The sequence below is a fragment of the Bradyrhizobium sp. A5 genome, assembly GCF_042076515.1.
In the GTDB taxonomy this organism is placed as follows: domain Bacteria; phylum Pseudomonadota; class Alphaproteobacteria; order Rhizobiales; family Xanthobacteraceae; genus Bradyrhizobium; species Bradyrhizobium cosmicum.
The window spans coordinates 6,576,863-6,601,943 of sequence record NZ_CP148990.1; the positions used below are offsets into that span (position 1 = coordinate 6,576,863).

Sequence of the window (25,081 nt, forward strand, 5' to 3'; positions counted from 1 at the left end):
GCTCGCCTAACCTCTCCCCGCAAGCGGGAGAGGGGGGCTGCGCACCGCTTTTGCGGCCGGCTATTGAGCTCACTCTCGCGCGCTCACGCCACCATCGCAGCGTCTTCTTCGTCGCCGTCGATGCCGCGCTGCGCCTTCAGCAGGCTGATGATCTCGGCGTTGGGGCGGGCCTTGCTGAACAGAAAGCCCTGGCCCTCGTCGCAGCCTTCGGCTCGCAGGCAGCTCAGCTCGGCCTCGGTCTCGACGCCTTCGGCGGTGATGGTGACGCCGAGGCCTTTGCCGAGGCTGACGATCGAGCGGATGATCGCCTGGGCCTCGCGGTTGGCGCCGAGATCGCGGACGAAGGACTGGTCGATCTTGATCTTGTCGAACGGGAAGCTTCTGAGATAGCTGAGGCTGGAATAGCCGGTGCCGAAATCATCCATCGAGATGCGCACGCCGAGCGCGCGCAGCGCATGCAGCGTCGCCAGCACCTGGGCGCTCTTCTCCAGCAGCAGCGTCTCGGTGATCTCGAGCTCCAGCCGCCGCGGCGGCAGGCCGGAATGCTTCAGCGCGTCGGTCACCACCGAGAGCAGATTGCCGCTGCGGAACTGCAGCGGCGAGAGATTGACGGCGACGCGGACGTCGTCCGGCCAGGTCGCGGCGTCGAGGCAGGCGCGGCGCAGCATCAGCCCGCCGAGCGGATTGATCAGGCCGGTTTCCTCGGCCACCGGAATGAATTCGGCCGGCGAGACCATGCCGCGCTCGGCATGCGGCCAGCGCACCAGCGCCTCGAAGCCGGTGATGCGTCCGCTCGTAAGATCGATCAGCGGCTGGTAATACGGCCGCAGCACGTCGTTCTGGATGGCGTCGCGCAGCTCGACCTCGATCTTGCGGCGGCTCTGCGCCTTTGCATCGAGCGCGGCCTCGAAGAAGGCGAAGGTGCCGCGCGCATCGGCCTTGGCGCGCGACAGCGCCATGTCGGCGCTCTTGAGCAGCTTTTCGGAATCATCGCCGTCGCCGGGCGCCATCGCGATGCCGATGGAGGCGCCGATCACCACCGAATGGCCGTCGAGCAGATAGGGATCGGCGACGGCTTCCAGCAGGCGTTTGGCGAGGATCACCGCGTCTTCGGGCCGCGTGAGGCCGCTTTGAACGATGGCGAACTCGTCCGAGTTGAGCCGCGCCAGCGCGTCGTCCTCGCGCAAGGTCGAGCGCAGCCGCTTGGCGACGCCGCGCAGGAGCTTGTCGCCGACCGCATGTCCCAGCGTGTCGTTGACCGCCCTGAAATTGTCCAGTCCCAGCATCAGCAGCGCGACCTTGTCGGAGCTGCGCCGCATATGCTGCAGCATCTCGTCGACCTGCTGGCGCAGCAGATTGCGGTTGGGCAGTCCGGTGAGCCCGTCATGCTGGGCCATGAAGGCGAGCCGCGCCTCGGCGCGCTTGCGCTCGGTGATGTCCATCAGCGCGAGCAGCACTGCGGGCCGCTCGGCGTAGGTCAGCTCGCGCGAGTAGATCGCAAGATCGATCAGCGCGCCGTCGGCCTTGACGTGCTTCCAGGTGCGCGCCGCCTGCTCGTCGCTGGACCGATCGATGGTCCAGGGCGGCTCGCTGTCGAAGGCCTGGAGGGAGCGGATCTTCAGCCGCTCGAACTCGGTGCGGCTATAGCCGTAATGGGCGACCGCGGCGTCGTTGACGCCCAGGATGCGCTCGTCGTCCAGCGCGCAGACGATCATGGGCACGGGATTGCCGTCGAACAGCAACCGGAACGAGGCCTCGCGCTGCTTCAACTCGGTGATGTCGACGCGCAGGCCGACCACGCCGCCGTCATCGGTGCGGCGCTCCTCGATAAGGATGACGCGGCCATCCGACAGCGTCTGCTCATGCCGCTTGCCGGGCTCGTAGAGCTTCTTCAGCCGCTGCGCGATCCACTCTTCCTCGTGGCCGGCGGCTTCCGGATAGTCGCCGCGGGCAACCCCGACGCGCAGCGTATCCTCCAGCCGGGCGCCTTCCTTGAAGAGATCGGCGGTCTTGCTGTAGATCTCGGCGTATTGCCTGTTCCAGAGGACGTAGCGGCCTTCGGGATCGAGGATCACGATGCCCTGCGGCAGCAAGTCGACGGCCTGGCGCAGCCGTTCATGCGATTTGCGGGCCTCGGCGATGGCCGCTTCGGCTTCCGCGCGGCTCTGCACCAGCGCGTCACCTTCAACGGGCCGATGAGGCGCGCGCGCAAATCGCGGCTTGCGCGGCTGTCGGCCAGCCCTCGCGAGCACGCTCTGCTTTCGCTTTTTTGTTTTTCGAGACCCCAAACCCAACTTCACTCGTCCTAGCCGCGTCCAGCGGCCGCAAGCTTTGAGGCAAGTGTCTGAAAAAAAAGTAATCTTCGGTGGGGCCGCCACGAAACCGTCGGCTCCGCGACTGCTGCGGGCGGCCCGTTTTGCCTGTTTGAGAGGCGCGAGCGGCGTCGGCGGGCACGGCGGTCCTGTTCCCTCGTCGCAATCGGAGCGAGAGGTGGTGCAAAAACGCGCGCTCTCCATGAATCAATTCCGGAGGCGCGTCCGATTGCATGCACGTATCAAGCGAATCCCGCTCCGCGCACGAATATTGGTCAACGCAGGATACGGTTATCGCGCTGTTAAAAAAGCGGCCGGACGGCGCGAAATCCAGAACTTTCGAATGCTCGTGGTGCGCGTGGCTGCGCGCGGAGGCCGCGGCTGTAAAGACAGCGTGAGCTGCCGTTGGCTGCAAGCCTGATTGTTAACCCTGACGCGGCGTTCGGCTATAAGGAGATCAGCATGAGTCCCCGCCGCCTCGCACCTCTCCTGTTCGTCATGACGTTCCTGGCCGCCGGCGACGCGCCGGCTCAGGACAAGGGCAGCGTCACGCCAAAGCCCCTGCCGCCGCTCGCCAATCCCGATGATCCCACGCTCGGCGCCAAGGAGCTGTTTGCGCGCAAGCTGTTGCCGTCGAAGGGGCCGGCCCATGTCATCGGCTCCTACACCAGGGGCTGCATCGGCGGCGCCATGCCGATGCCGCTCAACGGCGACCATTGGCAGGTGATGCGGCTGTCGCGTAACCGCAATTTCGGCCACCCCGACATGATCGCGCTGATCAAGCGACTCGCGGCCAAAGCGAGCAAGGATTCCGGCTGGCCCGGCATCCTGGTCGGCGACATCGCCCAGCCGCGCGGCGGGCCGGCGCTGTCAGGCCATGCCAGCCACCAGATCGGGCTCGACGCCGACATCTGGCTGACGCCGATGCCGGATCGCCGGCTCTCGCGCGAGGAGCGCGAAGAGATGTCGGCGGTGATGATGGTGCGGCAGGACCGGCTCGACGTCGATCCGAAGGTGTTCACGCCCCGCCATGTGCTGGTGCTTCGCGACGCCGCGCAGGAGCCGGCGGTACAGCGCATCTTCGTCAATGCCGCGATCAAGAAGGCGCTGTGCCGCGAGGCCAAGGGCGACCGCGCCTGGCTGTCGAAGATCCGGCCGTGGTGGGGCCACGACTATCATTTCCACATTCGCATGCGCTGCCCGGCAGGATCAGGCGAGTGCGAGGGCCAGCCGTCGCAATCCGAGGACGAGGGCTGCAAGCCGGCCGATCTCGCCTATTGGTTCAGCGACGGTGTGCTGCACCCGAAGCCGCCGCCGGAACCGCCCAAGCCGAAACCGCCGATGACGCTGGCGCAGATGCCGGCCGCCTGCAAGGTCGTGCTGCACGCGAGCGACGCGAAGCCGTAGCGTACGCTGTCTCCTCCCGATCGGTGTCGTCCCGGGACGCGAAGCGAGCCGGGGACCCATACTCCCGGAGAGAAATGTGGGGCGCGCTGATAACCACGGGTCTTCGCCAAACTCCTTGTTGTGGCTATGGATCCCGGGCTCGCGCTGCGCGCGCCCCGGGATGACAGATTCATTACTGGCTCCTATCCCGCGAAATGCGCTAGGATTGGCCTCGCCGCCGTGCCGTAAGCCCGTGGCATCCCGGGACGCGCATCCCACTCTTCACACCTGACCAAGCCCCGCGTTCACAACGCGGCCAACGATGGGATTTGACATGCGCGCCCTCGCCATCCTCGCCGCGCTCTCGCTCGGCGTCACCTCCGCTCTCGCCGCCGAAGAGCCCAGCGGCTGCGACAAGTTCAAATGGCCGATCGCGCGCGAGCGCGCCGCGCTCACTGCGCCGGATCGTGCCAGGCTCGCGTCGGGGAGCGAACAGGCCGCAATGCCGTCGTCGGCGATCACGTTGGGGCTGGTCGCGACCACGGAGGCAAAACTGCCGACACCGCCAGAGCGGGCGCCGAAGGACGGCACCTTTGCCGGTTTCACCAGCGTCAAGACCGCGAAGGCCGGGCTCTATACGATCAGCCTGTCCGGCGGGGCCTGGGTCGACGTGGTGCAGGACGGCCATGTCCTCAAGCCGGTGGCCTTCAGCGGCGCCACCGACTGCGACGGCATCCGCAAGACCATGAAATACCAGCTGTCGACGCAGCCCTTCGTGCTCCAGATCAGCGGCGCCAGGGACAATCTCGTCTCGATCGCGATCCTGCCGGGCGAATAGGCACGGAGCGGGCCAAAGCTCGGCTTGACCTCAAAGGTCAGCTTTGACCTCAAAAGGTCAGCTTTGACCTGTTCCGCCAGCCTGTTATGGTCACGCCCAGCGACATCCTGAGGGACCGTAAGTCCATCGGGCTTCCCGGAACAGCGCGTCCGCCGATCGCGAACCTTACTCAACCAACGCCGTCTTGCGTGCCTTATTGGCGCGCGCGAGCCCGCATGGAGCGCTCCCGATGTCCCGCCTTTCCGTACTCTTCTCCGCCTTCGTCGTTCTGCTCGCGGCCGTCTCGCCTGCCGCCGCGCAGGACAAGACCATCACCGTGTTTGCGGCAGCCTCGATGAAGAACGCGCTGGACGAGATCGACGCGGCCTACACCGCCAGGACCGGCGTCAAGTTCAGCGTCAGCTATGCCGCAAGCTCCGTGCTCGCCAAGCAGATCGAGCAGGGCGCACCGGCCGACGTGTTCGTCTCGGCCGATACCGACTGGATGGACTACGCGACAGCCAAGAAGACCATCAACGAGCCGTCCCGGGTCAACCTGCTCGGCAACAGCATCGTGCTGATCGCCCCGAAGGATTCCAAGCTCGACAACGTCACCATCGCGCAGGGCTTCGATCTCGCAAAACTCGCCGGTGACGGCAGGATCGCGACCGGCGACGTCAAGTCGGTGCCAGCAGGCAAATACGCCAAGGCAGCGCTGGAGAAGCTCGGCGCCTGGACCGCTGCCGAGCCGAAGTTCGCGATGGCCGAGAGCGTGCGCGCCGCGCTGACGCTGGTGGCGCGCGGCGAAGCCAACCTCGGCATCGTCTATTCCACCGACGCCAAGGTCGAGCCCGGCGTGAAGATCGTCGGCACCTTCCCGGCCGACTCGCATCCCGCGATCATCTATCCGGTCGCCGCGACCACGACCGCAAAACCCTGGACCAACGACTATCTCGCCTTCCTGCGCTCGACCGCCGCCAAGACCATCCTGGAAAAGTACGGCTTCAAGTTCCTGGTCAGCCCGACCACCTGATTTTTGCGACCTGATTTTCGTGCTCGACATCTCTCCCGCCGAATGGACGGCGATCCTGCTCTCGCTCAGGGTCGCCGTGATCGCAACGCTGGTGGCAACGCCGTTCGGCATTGCGCTGGCATGGCTGCTTGCCCGCCGCGACTTCTGGGGCAAATCATTTCTCGACGCCGTGGTGCATCTGCCGCTGGTGCTGCCGCCTGTCGTCACCGGCTATCTCCTGCTCCTCACCTTCGGCCGCAAGGGCCTCGTCGGCGGCTTCCTCGCGGACTATCTCGGCATCGTCTTCTCCTTCCGCTGGACCGGTGCAGCGCTCGCCTGCGGCGTGATGTCGTTTCCACTGCTGGTGCGCCCGATGCGGCTCTCGATCGAGGCGATCGACCGCCGGCTCGAGCAGGCAGCCGAGACGCTGGGCGCAGCACCGTGGAAGGTGTTCTTCACGGTGACGCTGCCGCTGGCGCTGCCGGGCGTGCTCGCCGGCATGGTGCTCGGCTTTGCCAAGGCGATCGGCGAGTTCGGCGCGACCATCACATTCGTCTCGAACATTCCCGGCGAAACCCAGACGATTTCATCCGCGATCTATTCGCTGATCCAGACGCCGGACGGTGACACGGCAGCGGGCCGGCTTGTGATCGTCTCGATCGTCCTGGCGCTGGGCGCATTGATCGCCGCCGAATGGTTCGCCCGCCGCGCTACGCAGCGCCTGCACGGGAACTGATCATGCTGCGAGTCGATGTCGAAAAACAGCTTGGCGAATTCTCGCTCTCCGCATCCTTCACCAGCGAAGGCCGCGTCATCGGCCTGTTCGGCGCATCGGGCGCGGGCAAGAGTTCGCTGGTCAACATGATCGCCGGGCTGCTGCGGCCCGATCGTGGCAGCATCGTGATCGACGGCGAGACCGTGGACGATACAGCGGCCGGCATCCATGTGCCCACTTATCGACGCCGCATCGGCTATGTGTTCCAGGATGCCCGGCTGTTTCCGCATCTGAACGTGGCGCAGAACCTCGACTATGGACGGCGGATGAACGGCCTCGCGCCCGATCCGGCCCAGCACAGGCGCATCATCGACCTGCTCGACATCGGCGCCCTGCTCGATCGCCGCCCCGGAAAACTCTCGGGCGGCGAGCGCCAGCGCGTCGCGCTCGGCCGCGCGCTATTGTCAAAGCCGCGACTGCTGCTGCTCGACGAGCCGCTCGGCGCGCTCGACGAGGCCCGCAAGCTCGAGATCCTGCCTTATCTGGTGCGGCTGCGCGACGAGGCCAACATCCCGATGGTCTATGTCAGCCACGACGTCGCCGAGCTGCGCCAGCTCGCGACGCAGATCGTGATGCTGAAGCAAGGCCGCGTGACGTCGTTCGGCGGGGTGAAGGTGCTGACGTGAGGGGGCTGTAGACTATCCTCCGCGGCGTCCCGGCTTCAGAACGACACAACAATCAGACCCCCGCCACCGAGATCCACAACTCCGCCAGCTTGCGCCGCAGCTCCTGCCTGCGCGTCAGCGGCGCGGGCGTTTCCTCGTCCTCCGGCAGACGCAGGCCGACGACGCTGACGCGGCCGCCGGAGATACTGCGTGCCACCAGGACGATCTCGCCCAGCGCGAGCTCGGCGCCCTCTTTCGGCGCGCGGTCGAGATGGACGTCGAAATAGTCGGCCAGGGTCAGCTTGCTTTCATCATCGCCTACCTTCACGCCGTAGATCTCGGCGAGCTCGGCCAGCGTGTGCTCGGCGGAAACCATGAAGTCGCCGAGCAGATGCGGATCAGGCGCCGAGCTCGGCTGCATGTCGACGAAGAAGCGGTCGAGCGACTCGGCCTTCTCCGGCGGCGCCAGCAGATAGATGTAATCGCCCGGCGCGATCGGATCGGCTTCCACGGGCGTCAGGATGTTCTCGTTGCGAATCACCAGCGTCGGCTTGGACCAGGACGGGATCAGGCCGCGGCGGAAATACAGGCTCTTTGCGCGAACCGGATAGCCGACCAGCTGCTGCTCGAGCTGGCCCGGCAGATCCAGCTCGACACGGCGCGGGCCGCGCTCGGCGCGCGGCAGCGCGACATGCAGCTTGCGCGCGGCCGGCGCCAGGGTCCAGCCTTGCAACAGCAGTGAGATGATGACGACGACGAAGGCGACGTCGAAATAGAGATAGGCTTTCGACAGGCCGACCAGCATCGGGATCGAGGCCAGGAAGATCGCGACGGCACCGCGCAGACCGGTCCAGGCGATGAAGATTTTCTCGCGCCAGTTGAAGCGGAACGGCGCCAGGCACACGAACACCGCGATCGGCCGCGCGACCAGCATCAGCACGAACGCGACCCCGACCGCCGGAAGCACGCTTGAACCCAGCCGGCTCGGCGAGACCAGCAGGCCGAGCAGCACGAACATCACGATCTGAGCGAGCCAGGTCGCGGCGTCCAGGAAAGCCACCACTGAATTATGCGCGCGCGTCGGCCGATTGCCGATGATGATGCCGGCGAGATAGACCGCAAGGAAGCCCGAGGCGTGCATGATCTGCGAGCCGCCGAAGATGACGAGCGCCGCGGTGGTCACGAACGGCGCGTGCAGGCCCTGCGGCAGCGCGACCTTGTTGAGGGCGATGACGACGAGGCGTCCGCCGAGGAAGCCGACGGCAGCGCCCAGCACCGCCTCCTGGATGAACTCCATCGCCACATGGCCGGCCGAGCTCGATCCCAGCGAGATGTATTCGACCAGCATCAAAGTGAGGAAGATCGCGAAGGGATCGTTGGTGCCGGACTCGGCCTCCAGCGTCGCCCCGACGCGCGGGCGCAGGCGCAGGCCCTGGGTGTGCACCAGCAGGAACACCGCGGCCGCGTCGGTCGAGGCCACCACGGCGCCGACCAGCAGCGACTCCGTCCAGTTGAGGTCGAGCGCGTATTTGGCGAACGGCGCCGTGATCAGCGCGGTCAGCAGCACGCCGACGGTCGCGAGCACCACGGACGGCGCGAGCACGGTGCGGATGCTGGCAAAGCGCGTCTTCAGGCCGCCGTCGAACAGGATCAAGGCGAGCGCGACGGAGCCGACCAGATAGGTGGTGCGAACGTCGTCGAACTGGAGCTGCCCGGGGCCGGAATCACCGGCGAGCATGCCGACCGCAAGAAAGACGAGTAGCAAGGGCGCGCCGAAGCGCAGCGCAAGCAGGCTCGACAGGATACCGGCCATCACGAGGACGGCACCGAGCAATATGGCGAGGCTGACAGAGTCGAGGGAGGCCATTCACCTTCCGGGTACGAATTGCTGGATTTGCATCCTTATCGTCGCAGCCCCGGCGCGCCAACCCATTTTCTCCCGCTCGCGGCCATCTGCCCGTATTTTGCGGCCTTAACGCGCTTCACTTGGCGGTGTATCGATGGCCGCGCCGCTGCCTTTGTGGGATTCTGCGGCGCCATCGAATCAAATCCTTCCGCCCCGCCTCCCGACGAGACCAATGGACATGGACCTCAAAGACTTCATGGAGTTCGTGCAAACCACCGCACGCAGCGTCGGGGCGGAAATCTCCTCACCGTGGTTCTACCTGCAATTCGGCCTGATGCTGGCCGCGGCCGGCATCGCCTATGCCGCGGAAGCGACCATTCGCAGCCGCGTCGACATGACCTCGCTGGCGATGCGCTTGCCGCTGCCGCTCCGGCACTTTGCCCGGGTCATGGTCGCCAGCGCCTCGACGGCGGTGTTCACCCTGCTCGTGATCGTCTCCCGCGTGGTGATGTACCATGCGACCTGGCCGAGCCGCTCCTATCTCCTGATGGTCGCGGCCAAGCTGGGCTTCGCCTGGCTCGCGATCCGGCTGGTGACCTCGGTGCTGCGCAACGCCTTCATCGTCAGGCTGGTGTCGATCACCGCCTGGTTCGTCGCGGCGCTGTCCATCCTCGGCCAGCTCGATTCGACGGTCGACCTGCTCGACTCCGTCGCAATCGTGCTCGGTGGCCTCAGGCTGACGCCGCTGCTGGTGATCAAGGCGGGCGCGCTCCTGCTGATCGCGCTCTGGCTCACCAACATCGCCAGCAATTTCGCCGAAAGCCGGATCAACGCGACCAGCGATCTGACGCCGTCGGTGCAGGTGCTGCTGGTCAAGATCATCCGCATCGGACTTCTGGCCGTCGCAATTGTCATTGCGCTCGGCACGGTCGGCATCGACCTCTCGGCGCTCGCGGTGTTCTCCGGCGCGGTCGGCGTCGGCATCGGTATCGGCCTGCAGAAGATCGTCGCCAACTTCATCTCCGGCATTATCCTGCTCGCCGACAAATCGGTGAAGCCGGGCGACCTCGTCACCATCGGCGACAACACCGGACGCATCAGCGCGATGAAGACGCGCTATATTTCCGTTGCCGCCGGCGACGGCCGCGAATTCCTGGTGCCGAACGAGGATCTGGTGACGCAGAAGGTCGTCAACTGGACCTATACCGACAATAACACGCTGGTGAAGATCGCCTTCGGCACCAATTACGACGCCGATCCAAGGCTGGTGTGCAAGCTCGCCGCCGAGACCGCAGCGGCCCATCCCCGCGCCCAGAAGGGCAAGCCGCCGAACAGCATTTTGACCGAATTCGCGGAGGCCGGAATGAAGTTCTCGCTGACCTTCTGGATCGCCGACCCCGACGGCATGGACAACGTCAAGAGCGACGTCATGCTGGCGCTGTGGGACGCCTTCAAGCGCGAGGGCATCCGGGTTCCCTATCCGGTCCGTGAAATCCGCATCCGCGGGGGCGCCCTGCCGGTGGAAACCACCGTAGAAGTCCCGAATTAGGCCGTTTTCGGGCGCAGAGCCAGTAAGCTCGGCTTGCATGCAGGCCCACAGCCATTAGATTGGGACGTGAAATCAAGCCTTTCCGCGACATCGAGACCAGCCCCGCATGAGCTACGTCGAAGCCTCCGATACCTCCCTGCGCAAGACCGGACAGATCAAGCTGCATGGGCCGGGCGCCTTTGCCGGCATGCGCAAGGCCGGTGCGCTGGTGGCCAAGTGCCTCGACGAGCTCACCGACATCGTCGGGCCCGGCGTGCCGACCGAACGCATCGACCAGTTCGTCCGCGACTTCGCCTTCAGCCACGGCGCCTATCCGGCGACTCTGATGTATCGCGGCTATCGCTACTCGACCTGCACCTCGCTCAACCACGTGGTCTGCCACGGCATGCCCGGCGACCGGCCGCTGAAGGAAGGCGACATCGTCAACATCGACGTCACCTTCATCGTCGACGGCTGGTATGGCGATTCCAGCCGGATGTATTCGGTCGGCCCGATCGCCCGCAGGGCCGAGCGCCTCATCGAGGTGACGTATGAAGCCATGATGCGCGGCATCGCCGCGGTGAAGCCCGGCGCCACCACCGGCGACATCGGCCACGCCATCCAGAGCTTCGTCGAACCGCAAGGCATGAGCGTGGTGCGCGATTTCTGCGGCCATGGCCTCGGGCGCATGTTCCACGACGAGCCGAACATCATCCATATCGGCCGGCCCGGCGAGGGCGTCCAGCTCAAGCCCGGCATGTTCTTCACCATCGAACCGATGATCAATCTCGGCAAGCCGCATGTGAAGATCCTCTCGGACGGCTGGACCGCCGTCACCCGCGACCGTTCGCTGTCCGCGCAGTTCGAGCACTCGGTCGGCGTCACGGCGACGGGCGTCGAGATCTTCACGCTGTCGGAACGGCACGGCGAGAAGCAGATCGGGTGATTGCGCCGCGGCCTCCCTCGCGGACCTCTACCTCCGGCGGCGGAACGATGACGGCGCCCTCTTGTAGGTCGCTGCAAAGGCATCGTTGAAGCGGCGAACGCTGCCGAAGCCGGCCGCAAACGCAATCTCCGCCAACGTCATCCTAGTCTGGTCGATCAAGCGCTTGGCTTCCTGCACGCGCCGCGTTGCTGCGATCTCGCTCGGGCTCGCACCGGCATGACGTAGGAACAGACGCAGCAGATGGCGCGGCCCGACGCCGAGCGCCTCGGCAAGCTCCGTCATCGACGCACGATCGAGAAAGCCGTCATCGATCAGGCGCATCCCGCGCGCGACGGTGGTGGCTGTGCCGAGCCAGGCTGGAGACCCCGGCGCCGATTCCGGCCGGCAGCGGAGGCATGGGCGAAAGCCGGCCCGTTCGGCGGCGGCAGCGGTCGCATAGAAGGTGACATTCTCGGAGCGCGCGGGGCGGACCGGGCAGACCGGCCTGCAATAGATGCGCGTCGACCGGACGCCCGAGAAGAACAGGCCATCGAACGCGCGAGCCCGTGCCAGCCGCGCCCGATCGCAGGTCTCCCGATCGAGATGCGGTGGCAGGGTTTGCCGATGCGCCGAACCTATCGTCATGTCGCAAGAATAATGGCGGCACAGCGCGACGAGTAGCCGAAATCGGACTCGATCGGACGATGAGGTCCGAATTCAGCCAGCCCGTCCGACCGCTCCAGATCATGGTGCCGATCTTTTCAGGAGCAAATCGCATGGGCACGCAGGCACGACCAACGACGTCAGGGCAAACCACGCTCGCGCTCGATATCGGGCTTCTGCTGCTCCTGTCGTTGATCTGGGGCAGCTCGTTCACGCTCATCAAGGTCGCGGTCCCGACGATCCCACCCATCACGATGGTGGCCGCGCGGGTGACGATCGCGGCCGTTCTCCTGATCCTGATCGCTCTCGCGCAGGGACATGCGCTTCCCCGCCAAGGATCGGTGTGGGTGGCTTTCTGCGTGCAAGGGCTGCTGCAGAGCGCGCTGCCGTTTACGCTGATCAGCTGGGGCGAGATGCACATCGCAAGCGGTCTTGCCGGCGTCCTCAATGCGACGCCGCCGATGTTCGTGCTTGCGATCGCGTTAATGACCGGGCACGGACGGCAGACGATCAGCGGCCGGAGGATCGTCGGCGTCGCTCTCGGCCTCTTCGGCGTGGCCGTGACGATCGGCATCGATGCGCCGTCCGGAATCGGCACGGCGGCGCCGCCGCTGGCGCAGGTCGCCGTCCTCGGCGCCAGCCTGTGCTACGCGCTCGCGCCGATATGGGGACAGCGGTTCTCCGAGCTCCCCGCGGTCGTGACGGCGGCCGGAGCTATGAGCTGCGCCGGCATGCTGATGCTGCCCGCGGCCGCCATCCTCGAACAGCCGTGGACGCTGACACCGCCGCCCCCACAGGCGGTTGCGGCGGTCGTCGCTCTCGCGGTCGTCTGCACGGCGCTCGCAATGGTGATCTACTTCCGCCTGATCAGAACGCTCGGGCCACTTGGCACAACCAGCGGGAGCTACCTGCGTGCAGGATTTGCGGTGGCGCTGGGAACCGCCTGGCTGGACGAGCGCTTCAGCTGGTCGAGCATTGCCGGGATGGCGTTGATCCTAGCCGGCGTCGTCGCCATCACGATGCCCCTGCCAATCCGAAGCGCCCAGAGACCGCCAGTCAGACCGTCGCCATCGTCACATGCCGGCTGGAACAATTGAAGGTTGCAAAAACGGCAATCCGCGGCAATGCTTGGCGCTCGATGCCCGCCAAGCCAGACCAGGACCAGAGCAAGCCTGAAGACACGCCGCATTATCACGGCCATCGCGAGCGGCTGCGCGAGCGATTTTACAGCGCCGGAGCGGATGCGCTCAGCGATTACGAGCTGCTGGAGATGGCGCTGTTTCCCGCGCTGCCGCGGCGCGATACCAAGCCGCTGGCGAAGACGCTGATCAAGACTTTTGGTTCGTTCGCCGAGGTCGTGCACGCGCCCGTCGCGCGCCTGCGCGAGGTCGAGGGCGTCGGCGAGGCCGCGGTCAACCAGCTCAAGCTGATCGCGGCCGCGGCGAGTCGCGTGACCAAGGGCGAGGTCAACAGCCGCAACGCGCTGTCGTCCTGGAACGAGGTGATCGACTATTGCCGCTCCAGCATGGCGTTTGCCGACAAGGAGCAATTCCGCCTGCTCTTCCTCGACAAGCGCAACCAGCTGATCGCCGACGAGGTGCAGCAGACCGGCACCGTCGACCACACCCCGGTCTATCCGCGCGAGGTCATCAAGCGCGCGCTCGAGCTATCGGCCACCGCGCTGATCCTGGTGCACAACCACCCCTCGGGCGATCCCTCGCCCTCGCAGGCCGACATCCAGATGACGAAGGCGATCATCGACATCGCCAAGCCGCTGGGGATCGCCGTGCACGACCACATCATCGTCGGCAAGAGCGGGCATGCGAGCCTGCGCGGGATGCGGTTGATCTAGAGAACGCGGACAAGCGCCTCGGCCGATTTCAAAAGCAGCCCTCCCCACCGGCGCTGTTTTCTCCCCGAGCGTGTAAGCCATTTCACATGCATCCGGCCCGCGGCCTGCCAGATTTGCCGGATCACGCTGGAGCCATGCCGCGACCAAGACGCATGGCTCACACCTGACTTGCATGAAGAATATTTTCATCAATTTTTGCGGGAGCGGGAGATGGTTTCATTCGAGAGCTTGAAAAACGAATATGAGCGGAATTGGGCCAGTCTCGAGATCCGGCCTGCACGCCTCGCCGACGCCAATGCGGTGGCTCGCAAGGCGATTAACGGCAAGGCGACCTATCAGCAGATCGAACGGCTGACCGGCGTGCCCTGGTATTTTGCCGCCCTCTGTCACTACCGCGAGTCCAATTTCGACTTCGACACCTATCTCGGCAACGGCGAGTCGCTTCATCGCGTGACGACGATCGTTCCGAAAGGGCGCGGCCCGTTCGCCACCTTCGTGGACGGCGCCGTGGACGCGTTCCGGATCGAGAATTTCGTCGGCGCGCAGGACTGGAGCATCGGGCGGATCCTGTACCGGCTGGAGGCGTTCAACGGCTTCGGCTATCACGCGAAGGGGTGCAATTCGCCTTATCTCTACGGCGGCTCGACCCTGTACGGCCCACCCGAGGCACGGGCCGGAAAATTCGTCCGCGACCACGTGTTCGACGCGAACCATGTCGACTCTCAGCTCGGCACGGCGGTGATCCTGCACGCGATGATGACGCTCGACTCCTCGATCACCCTCGATAACGGCCCGCAATTTGCGAACCGCGCCGAGCCCGAGGACGATGCGGCATCGACGATCGCGCTCATGCAGCAGGCGCTCAACAAGCTCGGCGCCAATCCGCCGCTCGTCGAGGACGGCATCAGCGGACCGAAGACGAAGGCCGCGGTCTCGCAGTTTCAACAGCAGAACGGCCTGAAGGACACCGGCCTCCTCGATGCAGCCACGGTCGCCGCCATCACGCGCGCGACACAGGCGGGAGGTTCGGTGCAGGGCGGAGACCTATCCCAGGCGCTGAAGCGGCTGGAGGATCTCGCGCAATTGCTGCGGGGCGGCACGCCGCAGGCGAGCACGCCGCCAGCGACCACGCCGACGACGACCAACGATCCGATCAACCTGTTCGAACGCCTGTTCGCCCTCATCAACAAGACCGCGCCGATGCCTGGACCAGTGACGCCGACCAACCCTGCTCCCGTCGATCAGCTGAAGCAGGTCGTCGACCTGCTCAGCACCTTGCTCAACAAGGATAGCAAGCCCGTGCTCGGCCAGGTCAACGGCGCGCTGGGCGAGACCATCGGCAAGCTGCTCGACGGCAAAAAGACCGCACTCGGCATCGGCGGCTCGGTGCTCACCGCGCTGCTCTCCTCGGTCACGGCGAGCCCCAATGCGGGCGGCATTGCCGGATTACTCGGAACGGTGGTGTCGGCCGTGCCGGGCCTCGGCCAGTTCGCGATGCCGATCTCGCTGGCGCTGACCGCCTGGGGCGTGCTCGGCAAGCTGGAGAAGTGGGCGCAAGGCACCGCGCCGCCGCCGAAGCCGACAACGTAGTGTGATGGGTTAGCTTCGACCGCTTGAACAGGTGCTCCCTCCCCCGCTTGCGGGGGTGGGGAGAGGGTGTCTCCGCAATCGAGAACCCCAAGAGGAGAGAGCCCTCACCCGCGCCTTCGGCGCGACCTCTCCCGCTTGCTTGCGGGAGAGGTCGCAGCGCCCTTGTCGCCGCGGCGGCGCCTACTGACGCAGCATGATCAGGGGATCGGCGGTGTCGGGGACGCGCCGCCATTGCGCATTGTCGTCGGCCTCGAACTGCCAGGCCTCGCCGGCCTTCGACATCAGGATGATCTGGCCGCGCTCGAGCCGCCATTGCGTCGGGTTGAACTGCGCGATGGCCGCATCGCATTTCGGCTTGAGGAAGACCTGGAAATTGTCAGGGCCGGCTTCCGTGTTGGTCAGCGTCAATCCACAGACCGGCTGGCCGTTGCCGCGCACGATCGACCAGTCGCCGATCATCTGGTCCATCGACTTGGCCATCGAGCGGGCGGCGGCGAGGTCCTGCAGGATGTAGACGCCCTCGCCCTGCCGCAGGCCTTCGAAGATGCCGGCCTCGACCTCGGTGAAGTCGATCACGGCCTCACCGGTCGCATCCTGCAAACGAACGATGTCGAGACCCCTGACGCTCCAGGCCACGATGTCTTTGGTGAAAGGTAGCGCGGTCTTGCAGGCCGGCTCCAGCTCGAGCTTGTAGCCCTGCCCCGCGGCGTCGGCCTTGAGGGTGACGACGCAGGTCTTGCTTCGCTCGGTGGTGGAGAGCTCCCACTGTCCGGGCATGTCCTTCTTCAGGGTCGACGTATCCTGCGCATGCGCCATGCCGATCGCGGCGACACATGCCGCGATGACCGATGCTACGACCCGAAGAACGCGCATCAGCGGCTCTTCACCGGCGTTTCCGCAACCGGCGTCAACGGCGCCTTGCCGGCGAACCAGGCCTTGAGGTTGTCGACCACGAGCTGGTCCATCGCGTTGCGCGTCACCACCGATGCCGAGCCGATATGCGGCAGCAGCACGACGTTCTGCATGGTCTTGAGCTCGTCCGGCACGTTCGGCTCGGCCGCGAACACATCGAGGCCTGCAGCCAGGATGGAGCCCGACTTGAGCGCCTGGACCAAAGCCGGCTCGTCGATCACCGAGCCGCGTGCGACGTTGACCAGCACGCCGCGCGGGCCGAGCGCCTTGAGCACCTCGGCATTGATCATCTTGTTGGTGCTGGCGCCGCCGGGCACGATCACCATCAGCGTATCCACCGCCTTCGCCATCTCGATCAGATCGGGGTAGTGCTTGTAGGAGACGTCCTTGGACGGATTGCGCGAATGGTAGACCACCGGCACCAGCGAGGCATCGAGCCGGCGCGCGATGGCCTGGCCGATCCGGCCCATGCCGACGATGCCGACCTTGCGGTCACGCAGCGAGCCGACGCTGAGCGGATAGTTTTGCGTCTGCCAGAGGCCCGAGCGCACATAGCGGTCGGCCTTGATGAATTCGCGCAAGGTGGAGATCAACAGGCCCATCGCGACGTCCGCGACCTCTTCGGTCAGCACGTCGGGCGTGTTGGTGACGATGATGTTGTGCTCGGCCGCGTATTTGGCGTCGATGTGGTCGTAGCCGACGCCGAAGCTCGCCACCATCTCCAATTTCGGCAGCTGGGACAGCGAATCCTTGTCGGCGCGCACCGTGTGATAGGTCACGGCCATGCCGCGGATCCTGTCGCGGATCGCCGGCGTCAGCCGCTCGAGATCACCGCGCGTCTCGGCCTTGTGGACGACGAAATGATCGGAAAAACCACTCTCGAGGATCGGCCGCACCGGTCCATAAATCAAAAGGTCGATCTTTTCGGACGAAATCGAACCGGCAGCCATCAGTTGTCCTTTCCAAGCGCGCTTTCATGCCAGCGCCGTAAAACGAGGTGGGAAACTAGCGCCAGCACCCCATAGATGACAATCCCGGCGAGCGACAACAACAACAGCGCCGCGAACATGCGGGGTATGTTCAACCGATAGCCGGATTCGGCGATCCTGTAGGCGAGCCCGGAGCCCGCGCCGGCGGTGCCGGCCGCGATTTCGGCCACGACCGCGCCGATCAGCGACAAGCCGCCGGCGATGCGCAAGCCGCCGAGGATATAGGGCAGCGCCGCCGGCAGCTTCAGGAGCCGCAGGGTCTGCTGTGGCGAGGCGCCATAGAGCTGGAACAGCCCGGCCAGGTTGCGATCGACGGAGTTCAGCCCGAGCGTGGTATTCGACAGCACCGGGAAAAAGGCGACGATGAAGGCGCAGACGACCACCGCGGTCTGCTGCTCCAGATAGATCAGAAGCAGCGGCGCGATCGCGATCACCGGCGTCACCTGGAGCACCACGGCATAGGGGAACAGCGAATATTCCACCCATTTCGACTGGTTGAACAACAGCGCCAGCGCGATCCCGCCGATGCTGGCGGCGGCAAAACCTTCGAGCGTCGTCAGCAGCGTGGCGGCGAGCGATTGTGACAACACCGCCCAGTCCTTGATCAGCGTCAGGACAATGACGGAGGGCGCCGGCAGCACGTAGGGCGGAATCTCCCTGATGCGGACCACGAGTTCCCAGGCAAGGAGCCCTGCCGCGAACACGACGACGGGAAGCACGAAGCGCGCGGCGCGCTGCATGCCCGAGGATCTTGCGGTGACGGCGGCTTGCGCGTTCATAGCGTCGACTGCCCCGAATAGGACGGCGCCAGCGCGGCCGAAACGCGGCGGCAATAGTCGGAATAGGCAGTCGAGGTGCGAAACTCCTCTCCGCGCGGCTCGACCGTCTCGATGCGGATGTCGGCCTGGATGCGGCCGGGCCGCGCCGTCATGACCACCACGCGCTGCGACAGATAGACGGATTCGAACACCGAATGGGTGACGAAGATAACGGTCTTGCCAAGGCTGCGCCACAGCGCGAGCAAATCGTTGTTGAGGCGAAAGCGCGTGATCTCGTCGAGCGCGGCGAACGGCTCATCCATCAGGAGGATATCAGGGTCGGTGACGAGCGCGCGCGCCAGCGACACCCGCATCTTCATTCCGCCGGAGAGCTCGCGCGGGAATGCTTCGGCGAAATCGGCGAGCCCGACGCTCTCCAACGCCGCATCGGCGCGCGCGAGAGCATTGGCCTTCGGCACGCGCGCGAGCCTCAAGGGCAGCCTGACGTTTTCGCGCACGCTGGTCCAGGGCATCAGGGTCGGCTCCTGGAACACGAAGCCGATGCCATGAGCTTGCTGAACATGACCTGGCTGCGCCTCACCCTTGTGGCGCAACACACGCACGATGCCGGACGACGGCGCGCCGAGCCCGGCAATCAGGCGCAGCGCCGTCGACTTGCCGCAGCCGGAGGGCCCGAGCAGCGAGATGAACTCGCCCTTGCGGACAGCGAGATCGAGCGGACCGAGCGCCATGACGCCATTGTCATAGGCCTTCGTCACCCCGCGCAGGCTGACGGCGAGGGCCGTCAGGCTGGCCTCGACCCCGGACGAAGTTTTGCTCTCTACCATTGGTCGCTGATTGTGATGTGGAGGGACCGAGCCGCGCCCCACACCTCTCCCCGACGGGGAGAGGTCGCGCCGCAGGCGCGGGTGAGGGGGCTCAGGTCCCACGAGGGAGCGTAGTCCCTCACCCGGATTGCATCTGGCGATGCGATCCGACCTCTCCCTTCGAGAGAGGTAAGCACCGCCGCCACACCTTGATCCAGTCTCAGCATGCGTTACGGCTTGCTCGGGCGCAGCTCGACGCCGACGCCCTTGTTGACGAAGCGCAGCGTGTAGGACTTGCGGAAGTCGAGATCGGGCTTCACGACGCCGGCCTTCACCATCTTGTTGAAGAAAGAGGTGTAGCGATCGTCGCTCATCGCGCCGATGCCGTCTTTGACGCTGTCGCCGGAATCGACGATGCCGTACTCCTTCATCTTCGCGACGGAATAGGCGAGCAGCTCGTCGGTCATCTCCGGATTGAGCTTCTTGATCATGGCATTGCCGGCGGAATTGTCGCCATAGATGTAATTGTACCAGCCGATCATGGAGGCATCGACGAAGCGCTGTACCAAGTCCGGCTTCTTCTCGACCGTGTCGCGGCGGGCCTCGACCAGGGTCGAATAGGTGTTGAAGCCGGAATCGGCGAGCAGCAGCACGTTGGGCTTGAAGCCGGCGGCCTTCTCGACCGCGAAAGGCTCGGAGGTGACGTAGCCCTGCATCGCGCTCTTGGGATTGGCGATGAAGGGCTGCGGGTTGAAATTGTAGGGCCGCACGTTCTTCTCGCTGAAACCGTATTCCGATTTCAGCCACTGGAAGTAGCTGGTCATGCCCTCCTTGGAGACGAACAGCGTCAGCGGCTTGAGGTCCTCGATCTTGGCGACCTTGGCGTCCGGCTGCGTCAGCATCACCTGCGGGTCTTTCTGGAAGATCGCGGCGATCGTCACGACGGGAACGTTGTTGGCGACCGCATCGAACGACATCAGCGTGTTCGCGGCCATGAAGAAATCGATCTTGCCGGCGACCAGCAGCATCCGGTTGTTTTCGTTGGGACCGCCGGGGATGATGGTGACGTCGAGCCCGTATTTCTTGTAGGTGCCGTCGGCGACCGCCTGGAAGAAGCCGCCATGTTCGGCCTCGGCGACCCAGTTGGTGCCGAAGGTGACCTTGTCCAGCGTCTCGGCACGCGCCGGGACCGTCGAGACCAAAGCGGCCATCAAGCCCGCCGTTAACGCTCGCCGCAGATGAGAGGGGCTCATAATGGCACTCCGTCGATCGCTTCTAGCCGACACCAAACCAACGCGATAAAACCGCAAGATATCAGGGGACGCGAGCCGGCCTGGCCCGCGTCCCCTGATAACCCCAAATTACGCGACAAATTCGGGCAAAGAAACCTTGATGACGCCTTCCCGCGACTGGACCGAGATTGGCTGGGCCGATGCTGCGCCCACCGAGGTGTCACGCTGGATCGCGGTGCTGCCGCTGGCGGCGACCGAGCAGCACGGCCCGCATCTGCCGGTTACCACCGACGTGCTGATCGCGGACGCCTATCTGGCGCGCGTGCGCGAGCTTTTGCCTGCGAGCGTTCCGGCGACGTTCCTGCCCGTTGAACCGATCGGGATTTCCACCGAGCATATCGACTATCCGGGCACGCAGACGCTGCCGACTGACGTCGCGCTGAAGCGATGGACCGGGATCGGCGAGGACATCGCGCGGCGCGGGGTGAAGAAGCTCGTCATCATCACCAGCCATGGCGGCAACAGCGCGGCAATGATGCTGATCGCGCAGGATCTGCGCGCGCATCAGAAGCTGTTCGTGGTCACCACCTCGTGGTCGCGGCTATCAGGCGCGGACACATTGTTCCCGGCCGATGAAGTCCGCCATGGCATTCACGGCGGCGCGGTCGAGACCTCGATCATGCTGGCGCGCTATCCTGACCAGGTGCGCAGCGATGCCGTTGCGGATTTTCCCGCAAGCAGCATCGCGCTGGAGAAGCAATATCGCTGGCTGTCGACGCAGCGGCCGGCGCCGTTCGCCTGGCAGACGCAGGATCTCAACGCCAGCGGTGCGGTCGGCAATGCGACGCTGGCCGTGGCCGCGAAGGGCGAGCAGCTCATCGATCAGGGCGCGACGGCCTTCTGCGAGTTGCTGGCCGAGGTCGATAACTTCGACGTGAACAGGCTTGCAAAAGGTCCCCTGGGATAGGTCGCATCCTCCTGAATCTATTCGGGAAAGAGCTCCGCGCGGCGGCCACGAAACATGCCTTCGAACCGGACGCGAGGAGCCTCCGTCCAACTGGGCACGCGGGCCACAACGGACCGCCCCAACCCGGATGGAGTTTCAAATGTCGATCAGGACCAGGATTGCCGCCATCGCTCTCGCCGCCCTCGCCGTCACCGGCACCATGGTGTCCACCACCTCGCAGGCTCAAGCCAAGCCGCCCGGCTGGGTCTGGGGTGTCGGCGCCGGCATCGCCACCGCCGCAGTGGTCGGCTCCGCGATCGCCGCCAGCAACGACCCCTATTACTACGGCTACCACCGCTGCGGCTGGGCCGCCCAGTACAATGCCTTCGGTCAGTACGTTGGCCGCGTTCGTACCTGCTACTGATCCAGGTACCTGAGGCCGATCTCACGTGGATCCCGCGTCCGACACGGGCGCCTCATCCACCCCGTGTCGCGCCCCCGACCCCGCCCGGCTGTCCCCCCGGGCGGGGTCATTCATTTGGACACCGGGAATCTGTTGCAGTCCCGTCACACAGCGATGCCAACCATCCACTGCGGCAATCCGCACCAGTTGCTATTGCGAATTAATCGCAATAAAGTCCGTAATGAGCCTAGGGACTTGGGAAAAAATTACGCCAAATCAGGATCATCTCGTCCGATCGCGTGAGGACCCAAGACTTGATGACAGGGCCGCGGCGAATCGGCAGGGATAGCGCGGCGTGGACATATTTGCGTTTTGGGGGCGTGCGTTTTGACGTTGAGAGGGCTTCGACATCGGTATTTGCGAACGGCCGCGGCAATCGCCTCGGGCGTGCTGGCTTTTCCCGCCGCCGGCCGCGCGGCCGATCTGCCGCTGAAGGCGCCCGCGCTAAAGCCGGTCTATGACTGGACCGGCCTCTATATCGGCGCGCACACCGGTTTCACCCGCGGCACATCCTCCGCGACGCTGACCGATCCCACACTCGCAACCGACAACCATGTCTTCACCGGAGCGACCGGCGGCGTGCAGGCCGGCTACAACTGGCGCCTCAATTCGGGGCTGCTGCTCGGCGTCGAAGGCGACATCTCGTTTCCGAACTATTTGCCCTCCAACCACGTCGTGTCATCGGCGGCGACCGCGCTGTCGAGCGTGGAGGAGCGCTGGGACTATGTCGCGAGCCTGCGCGCGCGCCTCGGCTACGCCGCAGGCAACTGGCTGGTCTACGCCACCGGCGGCGCGGCGTTTGCCGGCGAGCGCTTCCTCGCGACGCCGACAGGCGGCAATGAAGAGAAAGTGTTGAACACGCGGTTCGGCTGGACTGCCGGCGGCGGTGTCGAGTACGCCTTCGCGCCGCACTGGAGCGCGCGTCTCGAATATCTCTACAGCAAGTTCGAGAACGCCGACGTCAGCTTCCCATCGGGCGCGCAATATTCGTCGTCGATGGATTTCCATAGCCTGCGCATCGGCCTCAATCGCAAGATCGACTGGCCGGGCGTGCCGACCACCAATCCGAAGTCGGATGTCACGGACACCGAATCCAGCCGCTGGGAGATCCACGGCCAGTCCACCGTACTGGGGCAGGGCTATCCGGCATTCCGCGCGCCCTATACCGGACCGAACAGCCTGCTCCCGTCGCCGGATTTCCAGCAGACCTGGAGCAACTCGCTCTATCTGAATGCGCGGCTATGGGATGGCGGCGAGGTCTATTTCAATCCCGAGCTGCTGCAGGGGTTTGGCTTCAACAACACGACGGGCGCCGCGGGCTTTCCCAACGGCGAAGCGCAGAAATCCGGTTTCCCCTATCCGCACTTCAACGCCTCGCGGCTGTTCGTGCGCCAGACGTTTGGCTTCGGCGGCGAGCAGGAGGAGCTTGCCAGCGGACAGCTTCAGCTCGCCAGCAAGGTCGATGTCTCGCGCCTGACCTTGCAGGTCGGAAAATTCTCCGTCGTCGACGTGTTCGACGGCAATTCCTACGCGCACGACCCGCGCAAGGATTTCATGAACTGGTCGATCTGGGCCTCAGGCGCCTTCGATTATGCGGCCGACAAGCTCGGCCTCGGCTATGGCGCGACGGCCGAATTGAATCAGAAGCAATGGGCGCTGCGCGCCGGCTACTTCCTGATGGATGCCACATCCAACTCGAGCAATTTCGACATGAATGTCGGGCGCCGCGGCGAATATGTGATGGAGCTCGAGACGCGCTATTCGCTGTTCGGCCTGCCCGGCAAGCTGCGCACGCTCGGCTTCGTCAACAGCGCCTTTGCGGGCAGTTATCGCGAGACGTTGGATAATCCCGCGTTTGGCGTGGACATCACCCAGACCCGCCGCGGCCGCCTCAAATACGGCTACGCGTTTAACCTCGAACAGGCCGTCACCGACGACATCGGCGTGTTCTGCCGCTGGAGCTGGAACGACGGCCGCAACGAGATCATGGCGTTCACCGACATCGACCGCAGCCTGTCCGGCGGCGTCTCGGTCAAGGGCGCGAAATGGGGCCGGCCCGACGACATCGTCGCCATCGCCGGCGCCATCAACGGCCTCTCGCAGGACCATCGCGACTTCATCGCCGCCGGCGGACTCGGGCCGTTGATCGGCGACGGCCAGCTCAACTACCGGCGCGAACGCGTGCTGGAGACCTATTACGCCTACGCGCTGAACAAGGCGCTGACCTTCACCGCCGACTACCAGCTCATCGTCAATCCCGCCTACAACGCCGACCGCGGACCGGTCTCGGTGTTCTCGGGGCGGCTGCACGGCGAATTCTGATCGCAGCCCGCGATCGGACGATCAAAAGATCGGTTGTAATGCCGAATCCAGTTCAAGTGCGGGCCGCACGCGCGTTAGAAAGCTAGCAGGTCTTCTGCTGCAGATGCTGGACGCAGGTGCACGTCGTCGACGTCGAAGAGTACTTCACGTCGTAATACGGAAAGCTGGACGCTGCAGGGCTGTTCGTCGAACAGCGCGGAAACAGGTAATAGCTGTCGCTCAGTTTGACGGTGCCGGTAATGCTGTAGCCCAGGTTCGGCGCGTAATTATAGGACACCTCGCTCAGAATGAGCGAGATGTTCGCATTGCTTGGATTCTTTGGATCAGGTGCGGTGAACGAGGACAGCGCCAACTGCTGATTTTTCGGCCTCCCTCCTGTCGAGGAGGTCGACTGGCTCCATTGGACGGTTGCATTTCCACTGCTGTCGGTGGAAACCTCGGATACTGTGATTGTAATGAGCGAGGACCCGCTAGAATCGGTCACGGGATAGGGCGCCATGATTGCCTTCGCAGAGCCAAGAATGGCTTGCATGCGGGCCGTACTGATCGACGTATTCTGCGAGACCATATCACCGACGGCGTGCGCAGTTGCGCTGACTTTGACGTTCATGGCCAACCCGTTGCCGAGCTCGACGCCGCCGACATAGAGCACCAGCATGAACGGGACCACGATGGCGAACTCCGTCGCTGCAACGCCTCTAACGTCGGTCCACAGGCGCCGTGCGCGCAACGACAGGCCGGCGATCATAGCTGACTCCTTCCGGGGTTACGGCTCATTCTGAAACGCGGCGGATGCCATGATCTGCCGGTTGCCGCTCGAAAGATTCGAGAGATTGAAACCAAGCGGCCCAAGAACGACCGGCCAAACATATGTCACCCGGAGAACGACGATATCGCCGATATCGCCGGGCTCGAATTTCCAGGTGTTCTTGACTGCCCCCGTGGCGTCGAAGCTCAAGGGAGGCATCGACGTGTCCGCCGTAGACCACGAATTGGCAACCTGCAGATCGACCATCAGGCCGCTACAGGTGAAGAATATCACGACCTGATCGCAGACCTTCTGCTTGAAGGCATCCTGCGTCATCGCCTGCTCCTTCACCTGCCCGGTCATCACCAGGCGGCTCGATTGACGGACCACGGATTCGAGTAACTGCTGGGCAAAGAAGACGACGAACGTTTGAAGAAGCGCGATGAGGAGGGCCAGGAACGGGGCAGCCACGAGCGCGAACTCGACCGCCGTGGCCCCGTCGCCATCGCGAGCGAAATCGGCGCAAAACTTGCGGCGTCTCCTCTTTGTTGCGACGTGCGATCCGTTCATGGC

Annotated in this window: 23 protein-coding genes; 13 read left to right on the forward strand and 10 right to left on the reverse strand. The window is 65.0% G+C overall.

The features are described from left to right. Positions 1-83: 83 nt before the first annotated feature. Complete coding sequence (locus WHZ77_RS31105; protein WP_375311420.1) at positions 84-2,252, reverse strand: putative bifunctional diguanylate cyclase/phosphodiesterase; 2,169 nt, start codon at positions 2,250-2,252, stop codon at positions 84-86. Between the two features lie 522 nt (positions 2,253-2,774). Between WHZ77_RS31105 and mepA the strand changes: the two genes are divergently transcribed. The 5 genes from mepA (at position 2,775) to modC (ending at position 6,928) form a co-directional block, all read left to right on the forward strand. Continuing rightward, positions 2,775-3,719: a penicillin-insensitive murein endopeptidase gene (gene mepA / locus WHZ77_RS31110; RefSeq protein ID WP_375311421.1), complete on the forward strand. Its 945-nt coding sequence runs from the start codon at positions 2,775-2,777 to the stop codon at positions 3,717-3,719. A 313-nt stretch (positions 3,720-4,032) separates the two neighbouring features. Continuing rightward, positions 4,033-4,536, forward strand: a complete 504-nt coding sequence (locus tag WHZ77_RS31115; RefSeq protein WP_375311422.1) for a hypothetical protein — start codon at positions 4,033-4,035, stop codon at positions 4,534-4,536. Between the two features lie 229 nt (positions 4,537-4,765). Next, on the forward strand, positions 4,766-5,548 hold the full coding sequence (gene modA, locus WHZ77_RS31120) for a molybdate ABC transporter substrate-binding protein (protein WP_375311423.1): 783 nt from the start codon (positions 4,766-4,768) through the stop codon (positions 5,546-5,548). Between the two features lie 19 nt (positions 5,549-5,567). After that, complete coding sequence (gene modB / locus WHZ77_RS31125; RefSeq protein WP_014439365.1) at positions 5,568-6,263, forward strand: molybdate ABC transporter permease subunit; 696 nt, start codon at positions 5,568-5,570, stop codon at positions 6,261-6,263. A 2-nt stretch (positions 6,264-6,265) separates the two neighbouring features. Further along, on the forward strand, positions 6,266-6,928 hold the full coding sequence (gene modC, locus WHZ77_RS31130; RefSeq protein ID WP_375311424.1) for a molybdenum ABC transporter ATP-binding protein: 663 nt from the start codon (positions 6,266-6,268) through the stop codon (positions 6,926-6,928). Between the two features lie 52 nt (positions 6,929-6,980). Here the strand turns inward: modC and WHZ77_RS31135 are convergent, their stop codons facing one another. Next, positions 6,981-8,774 (reverse strand): potassium/proton antiporter, encoded by a 1,794-nt coding sequence (locus WHZ77_RS31135; protein WP_375311425.1) that lies wholly within the window; start codon positions 8,772-8,774, stop codon positions 6,981-6,983. A 211-nt stretch (positions 8,775-8,985) separates the two neighbouring features. On the opposite strand from WHZ77_RS31135, the gene WHZ77_RS31140 reads away from it, so the two are divergent. Further along, the gene (locus WHZ77_RS31140) at positions 8,986-10,302 is read left to right on the forward strand and encodes a mechanosensitive ion channel family protein (RefSeq protein ID WP_375311426.1); all 1,317 of its coding nucleotides are present in this window, start codon (positions 8,986-8,988) and stop codon (positions 10,300-10,302) included. Positions 10,303-10,408: 106 nt separating this feature from the next. After that, positions 10,409-11,227 (forward strand): type I methionyl aminopeptidase, encoded by an 819-nt coding sequence (gene map / locus WHZ77_RS31145; RefSeq protein ID WP_375311427.1) that lies wholly within the window; start codon positions 10,409-10,411, stop codon positions 11,225-11,227. A 27-nt stretch (positions 11,228-11,254) separates the two neighbouring features. Here the strand turns inward: map and WHZ77_RS31150 are convergent, their stop codons facing one another. Then, on the reverse strand, positions 11,255-11,851 hold the full coding sequence (locus WHZ77_RS31150; RefSeq protein WP_375311428.1) for a bifunctional transcriptional activator/DNA repair enzyme AdaA: 597 nt from the start codon (positions 11,849-11,851) through the stop codon (positions 11,255-11,257). A 131-nt stretch (positions 11,852-11,982) separates the two neighbouring features. Between WHZ77_RS31150 and WHZ77_RS31155 the strand changes: the two genes are divergently transcribed. The 3 genes from WHZ77_RS31155 (at position 11,983) to WHZ77_RS31165 (ending at position 15,311) form a co-directional block, all read left to right on the forward strand. Further along, positions 11,983-12,966 (forward strand): DMT family transporter, encoded by a 984-nt coding sequence (locus WHZ77_RS31155; protein WP_375311429.1) that lies wholly within the window; start codon positions 11,983-11,985, stop codon positions 12,964-12,966. Between the two features lie 41 nt (positions 12,967-13,007). Continuing rightward, entirely contained in the window at positions 13,008-13,721 is a 714-nt protein-coding gene (gene radC / locus WHZ77_RS31160) for a DNA repair protein RadC (protein WP_375311430.1), read from the forward strand. Positions 13,722-13,931: 210 nt separating this feature from the next. Continuing rightward, the gene (locus WHZ77_RS31165) at positions 13,932-15,311 is read left to right on the forward strand and encodes a peptidoglycan-binding protein (RefSeq protein ID WP_375311431.1); all 1,380 of its coding nucleotides are present in this window, start codon (positions 13,932-13,934) and stop codon (positions 15,309-15,311) included. 180 nt (positions 15,312-15,491) lie between these two features. Here the strand turns inward: WHZ77_RS31165 and WHZ77_RS31170 are convergent, their stop codons facing one another. The 5 genes from WHZ77_RS31170 to WHZ77_RS31190 form a co-directional block, all read right to left on the reverse strand. Further along, positions 15,492-16,184, reverse strand: coding sequence for an AprI/Inh family metalloprotease inhibitor (locus WHZ77_RS31170; protein ID WP_375311432.1), 693 nt, complete (start codon positions 16,182-16,184; stop codon positions 15,492-15,494). Continuing rightward, positions 16,184-17,173, reverse strand: a complete 990-nt coding sequence (locus WHZ77_RS31175; protein WP_375311433.1) for a 2-hydroxyacid dehydrogenase — start codon at positions 17,171-17,173, stop codon at positions 16,184-16,186. The genes WHZ77_RS31170 and WHZ77_RS31175 overlap by 1 nt, the downstream gene beginning before the upstream one ends. Beyond that, complete coding sequence (locus tag WHZ77_RS31180; protein WP_375311434.1) at positions 17,173-17,991, reverse strand: ABC transporter permease; 819 nt, start codon at positions 17,989-17,991, stop codon at positions 17,173-17,175. The genes WHZ77_RS31175 and WHZ77_RS31180 overlap by 1 nt, the downstream gene beginning before the upstream one ends. Continuing rightward, the gene (locus WHZ77_RS31185; protein WP_375311435.1) at positions 17,988-18,818 is read right to left on the reverse strand and encodes an ABC transporter ATP-binding protein; all 831 of its coding nucleotides are present in this window, start codon (positions 18,816-18,818) and stop codon (positions 17,988-17,990) included. The genes WHZ77_RS31180 and WHZ77_RS31185 overlap by 4 nt, the downstream gene beginning before the upstream one ends. Before the next feature lie 209 nt (positions 18,819-19,027). Next, a complete protein-coding gene (locus WHZ77_RS31190; protein ID WP_375311436.1) occupies positions 19,028-20,050 on the reverse strand; it encodes an ABC transporter substrate-binding protein in 1,023 nt (340 codons plus the stop codon). Positions 20,051-20,189: 139 nt separating this feature from the next. Between WHZ77_RS31190 and WHZ77_RS31195 the strand changes: the two genes are divergently transcribed. From WHZ77_RS31195 to WHZ77_RS31205, 3 genes are all read left to right on the forward strand, one after another. Continuing rightward, complete coding sequence (locus WHZ77_RS31195; RefSeq protein ID WP_375311437.1) at positions 20,190-20,996, forward strand: creatininase family protein; 807 nt, start codon at positions 20,190-20,192, stop codon at positions 20,994-20,996. A 139-nt stretch (positions 20,997-21,135) separates the two neighbouring features. Beyond that, complete coding sequence (locus WHZ77_RS31200; RefSeq protein ID WP_375311438.1) at positions 21,136-21,399, forward strand: hypothetical protein; 264 nt, start codon at positions 21,136-21,138, stop codon at positions 21,397-21,399. 396 nt (positions 21,400-21,795) lie between these two features. Further along, positions 21,796-23,760 (forward strand): carbohydrate porin, encoded by a 1,965-nt coding sequence (locus WHZ77_RS31205; protein WP_375311439.1) that lies wholly within the window; start codon positions 21,796-21,798, stop codon positions 23,758-23,760. A gap of 82 nt (positions 23,761-23,842) precedes the next feature. Here the strand turns inward: WHZ77_RS31205 and WHZ77_RS31210 are convergent, their stop codons facing one another. Together WHZ77_RS31210 and WHZ77_RS31215 are read right to left on the reverse strand one after the other, a co-directional pair. After that, complete coding sequence (locus tag WHZ77_RS31210; RefSeq protein ID WP_375311440.1) at positions 23,843-24,508, reverse strand: TadE/TadG family type IV pilus assembly protein; 666 nt, start codon at positions 24,506-24,508, stop codon at positions 23,843-23,845. Positions 24,509-24,526: 18 nt separating this feature from the next. Continuing rightward, positions 24,527-25,078 (reverse strand): TadE/TadG family type IV pilus assembly protein, encoded by a 552-nt coding sequence (locus WHZ77_RS31215; RefSeq protein WP_375311441.1) that lies wholly within the window; start codon positions 25,076-25,078, stop codon positions 24,527-24,529. Between the last annotated feature and the right edge of the window lie 3 nt (positions 25,079-25,081).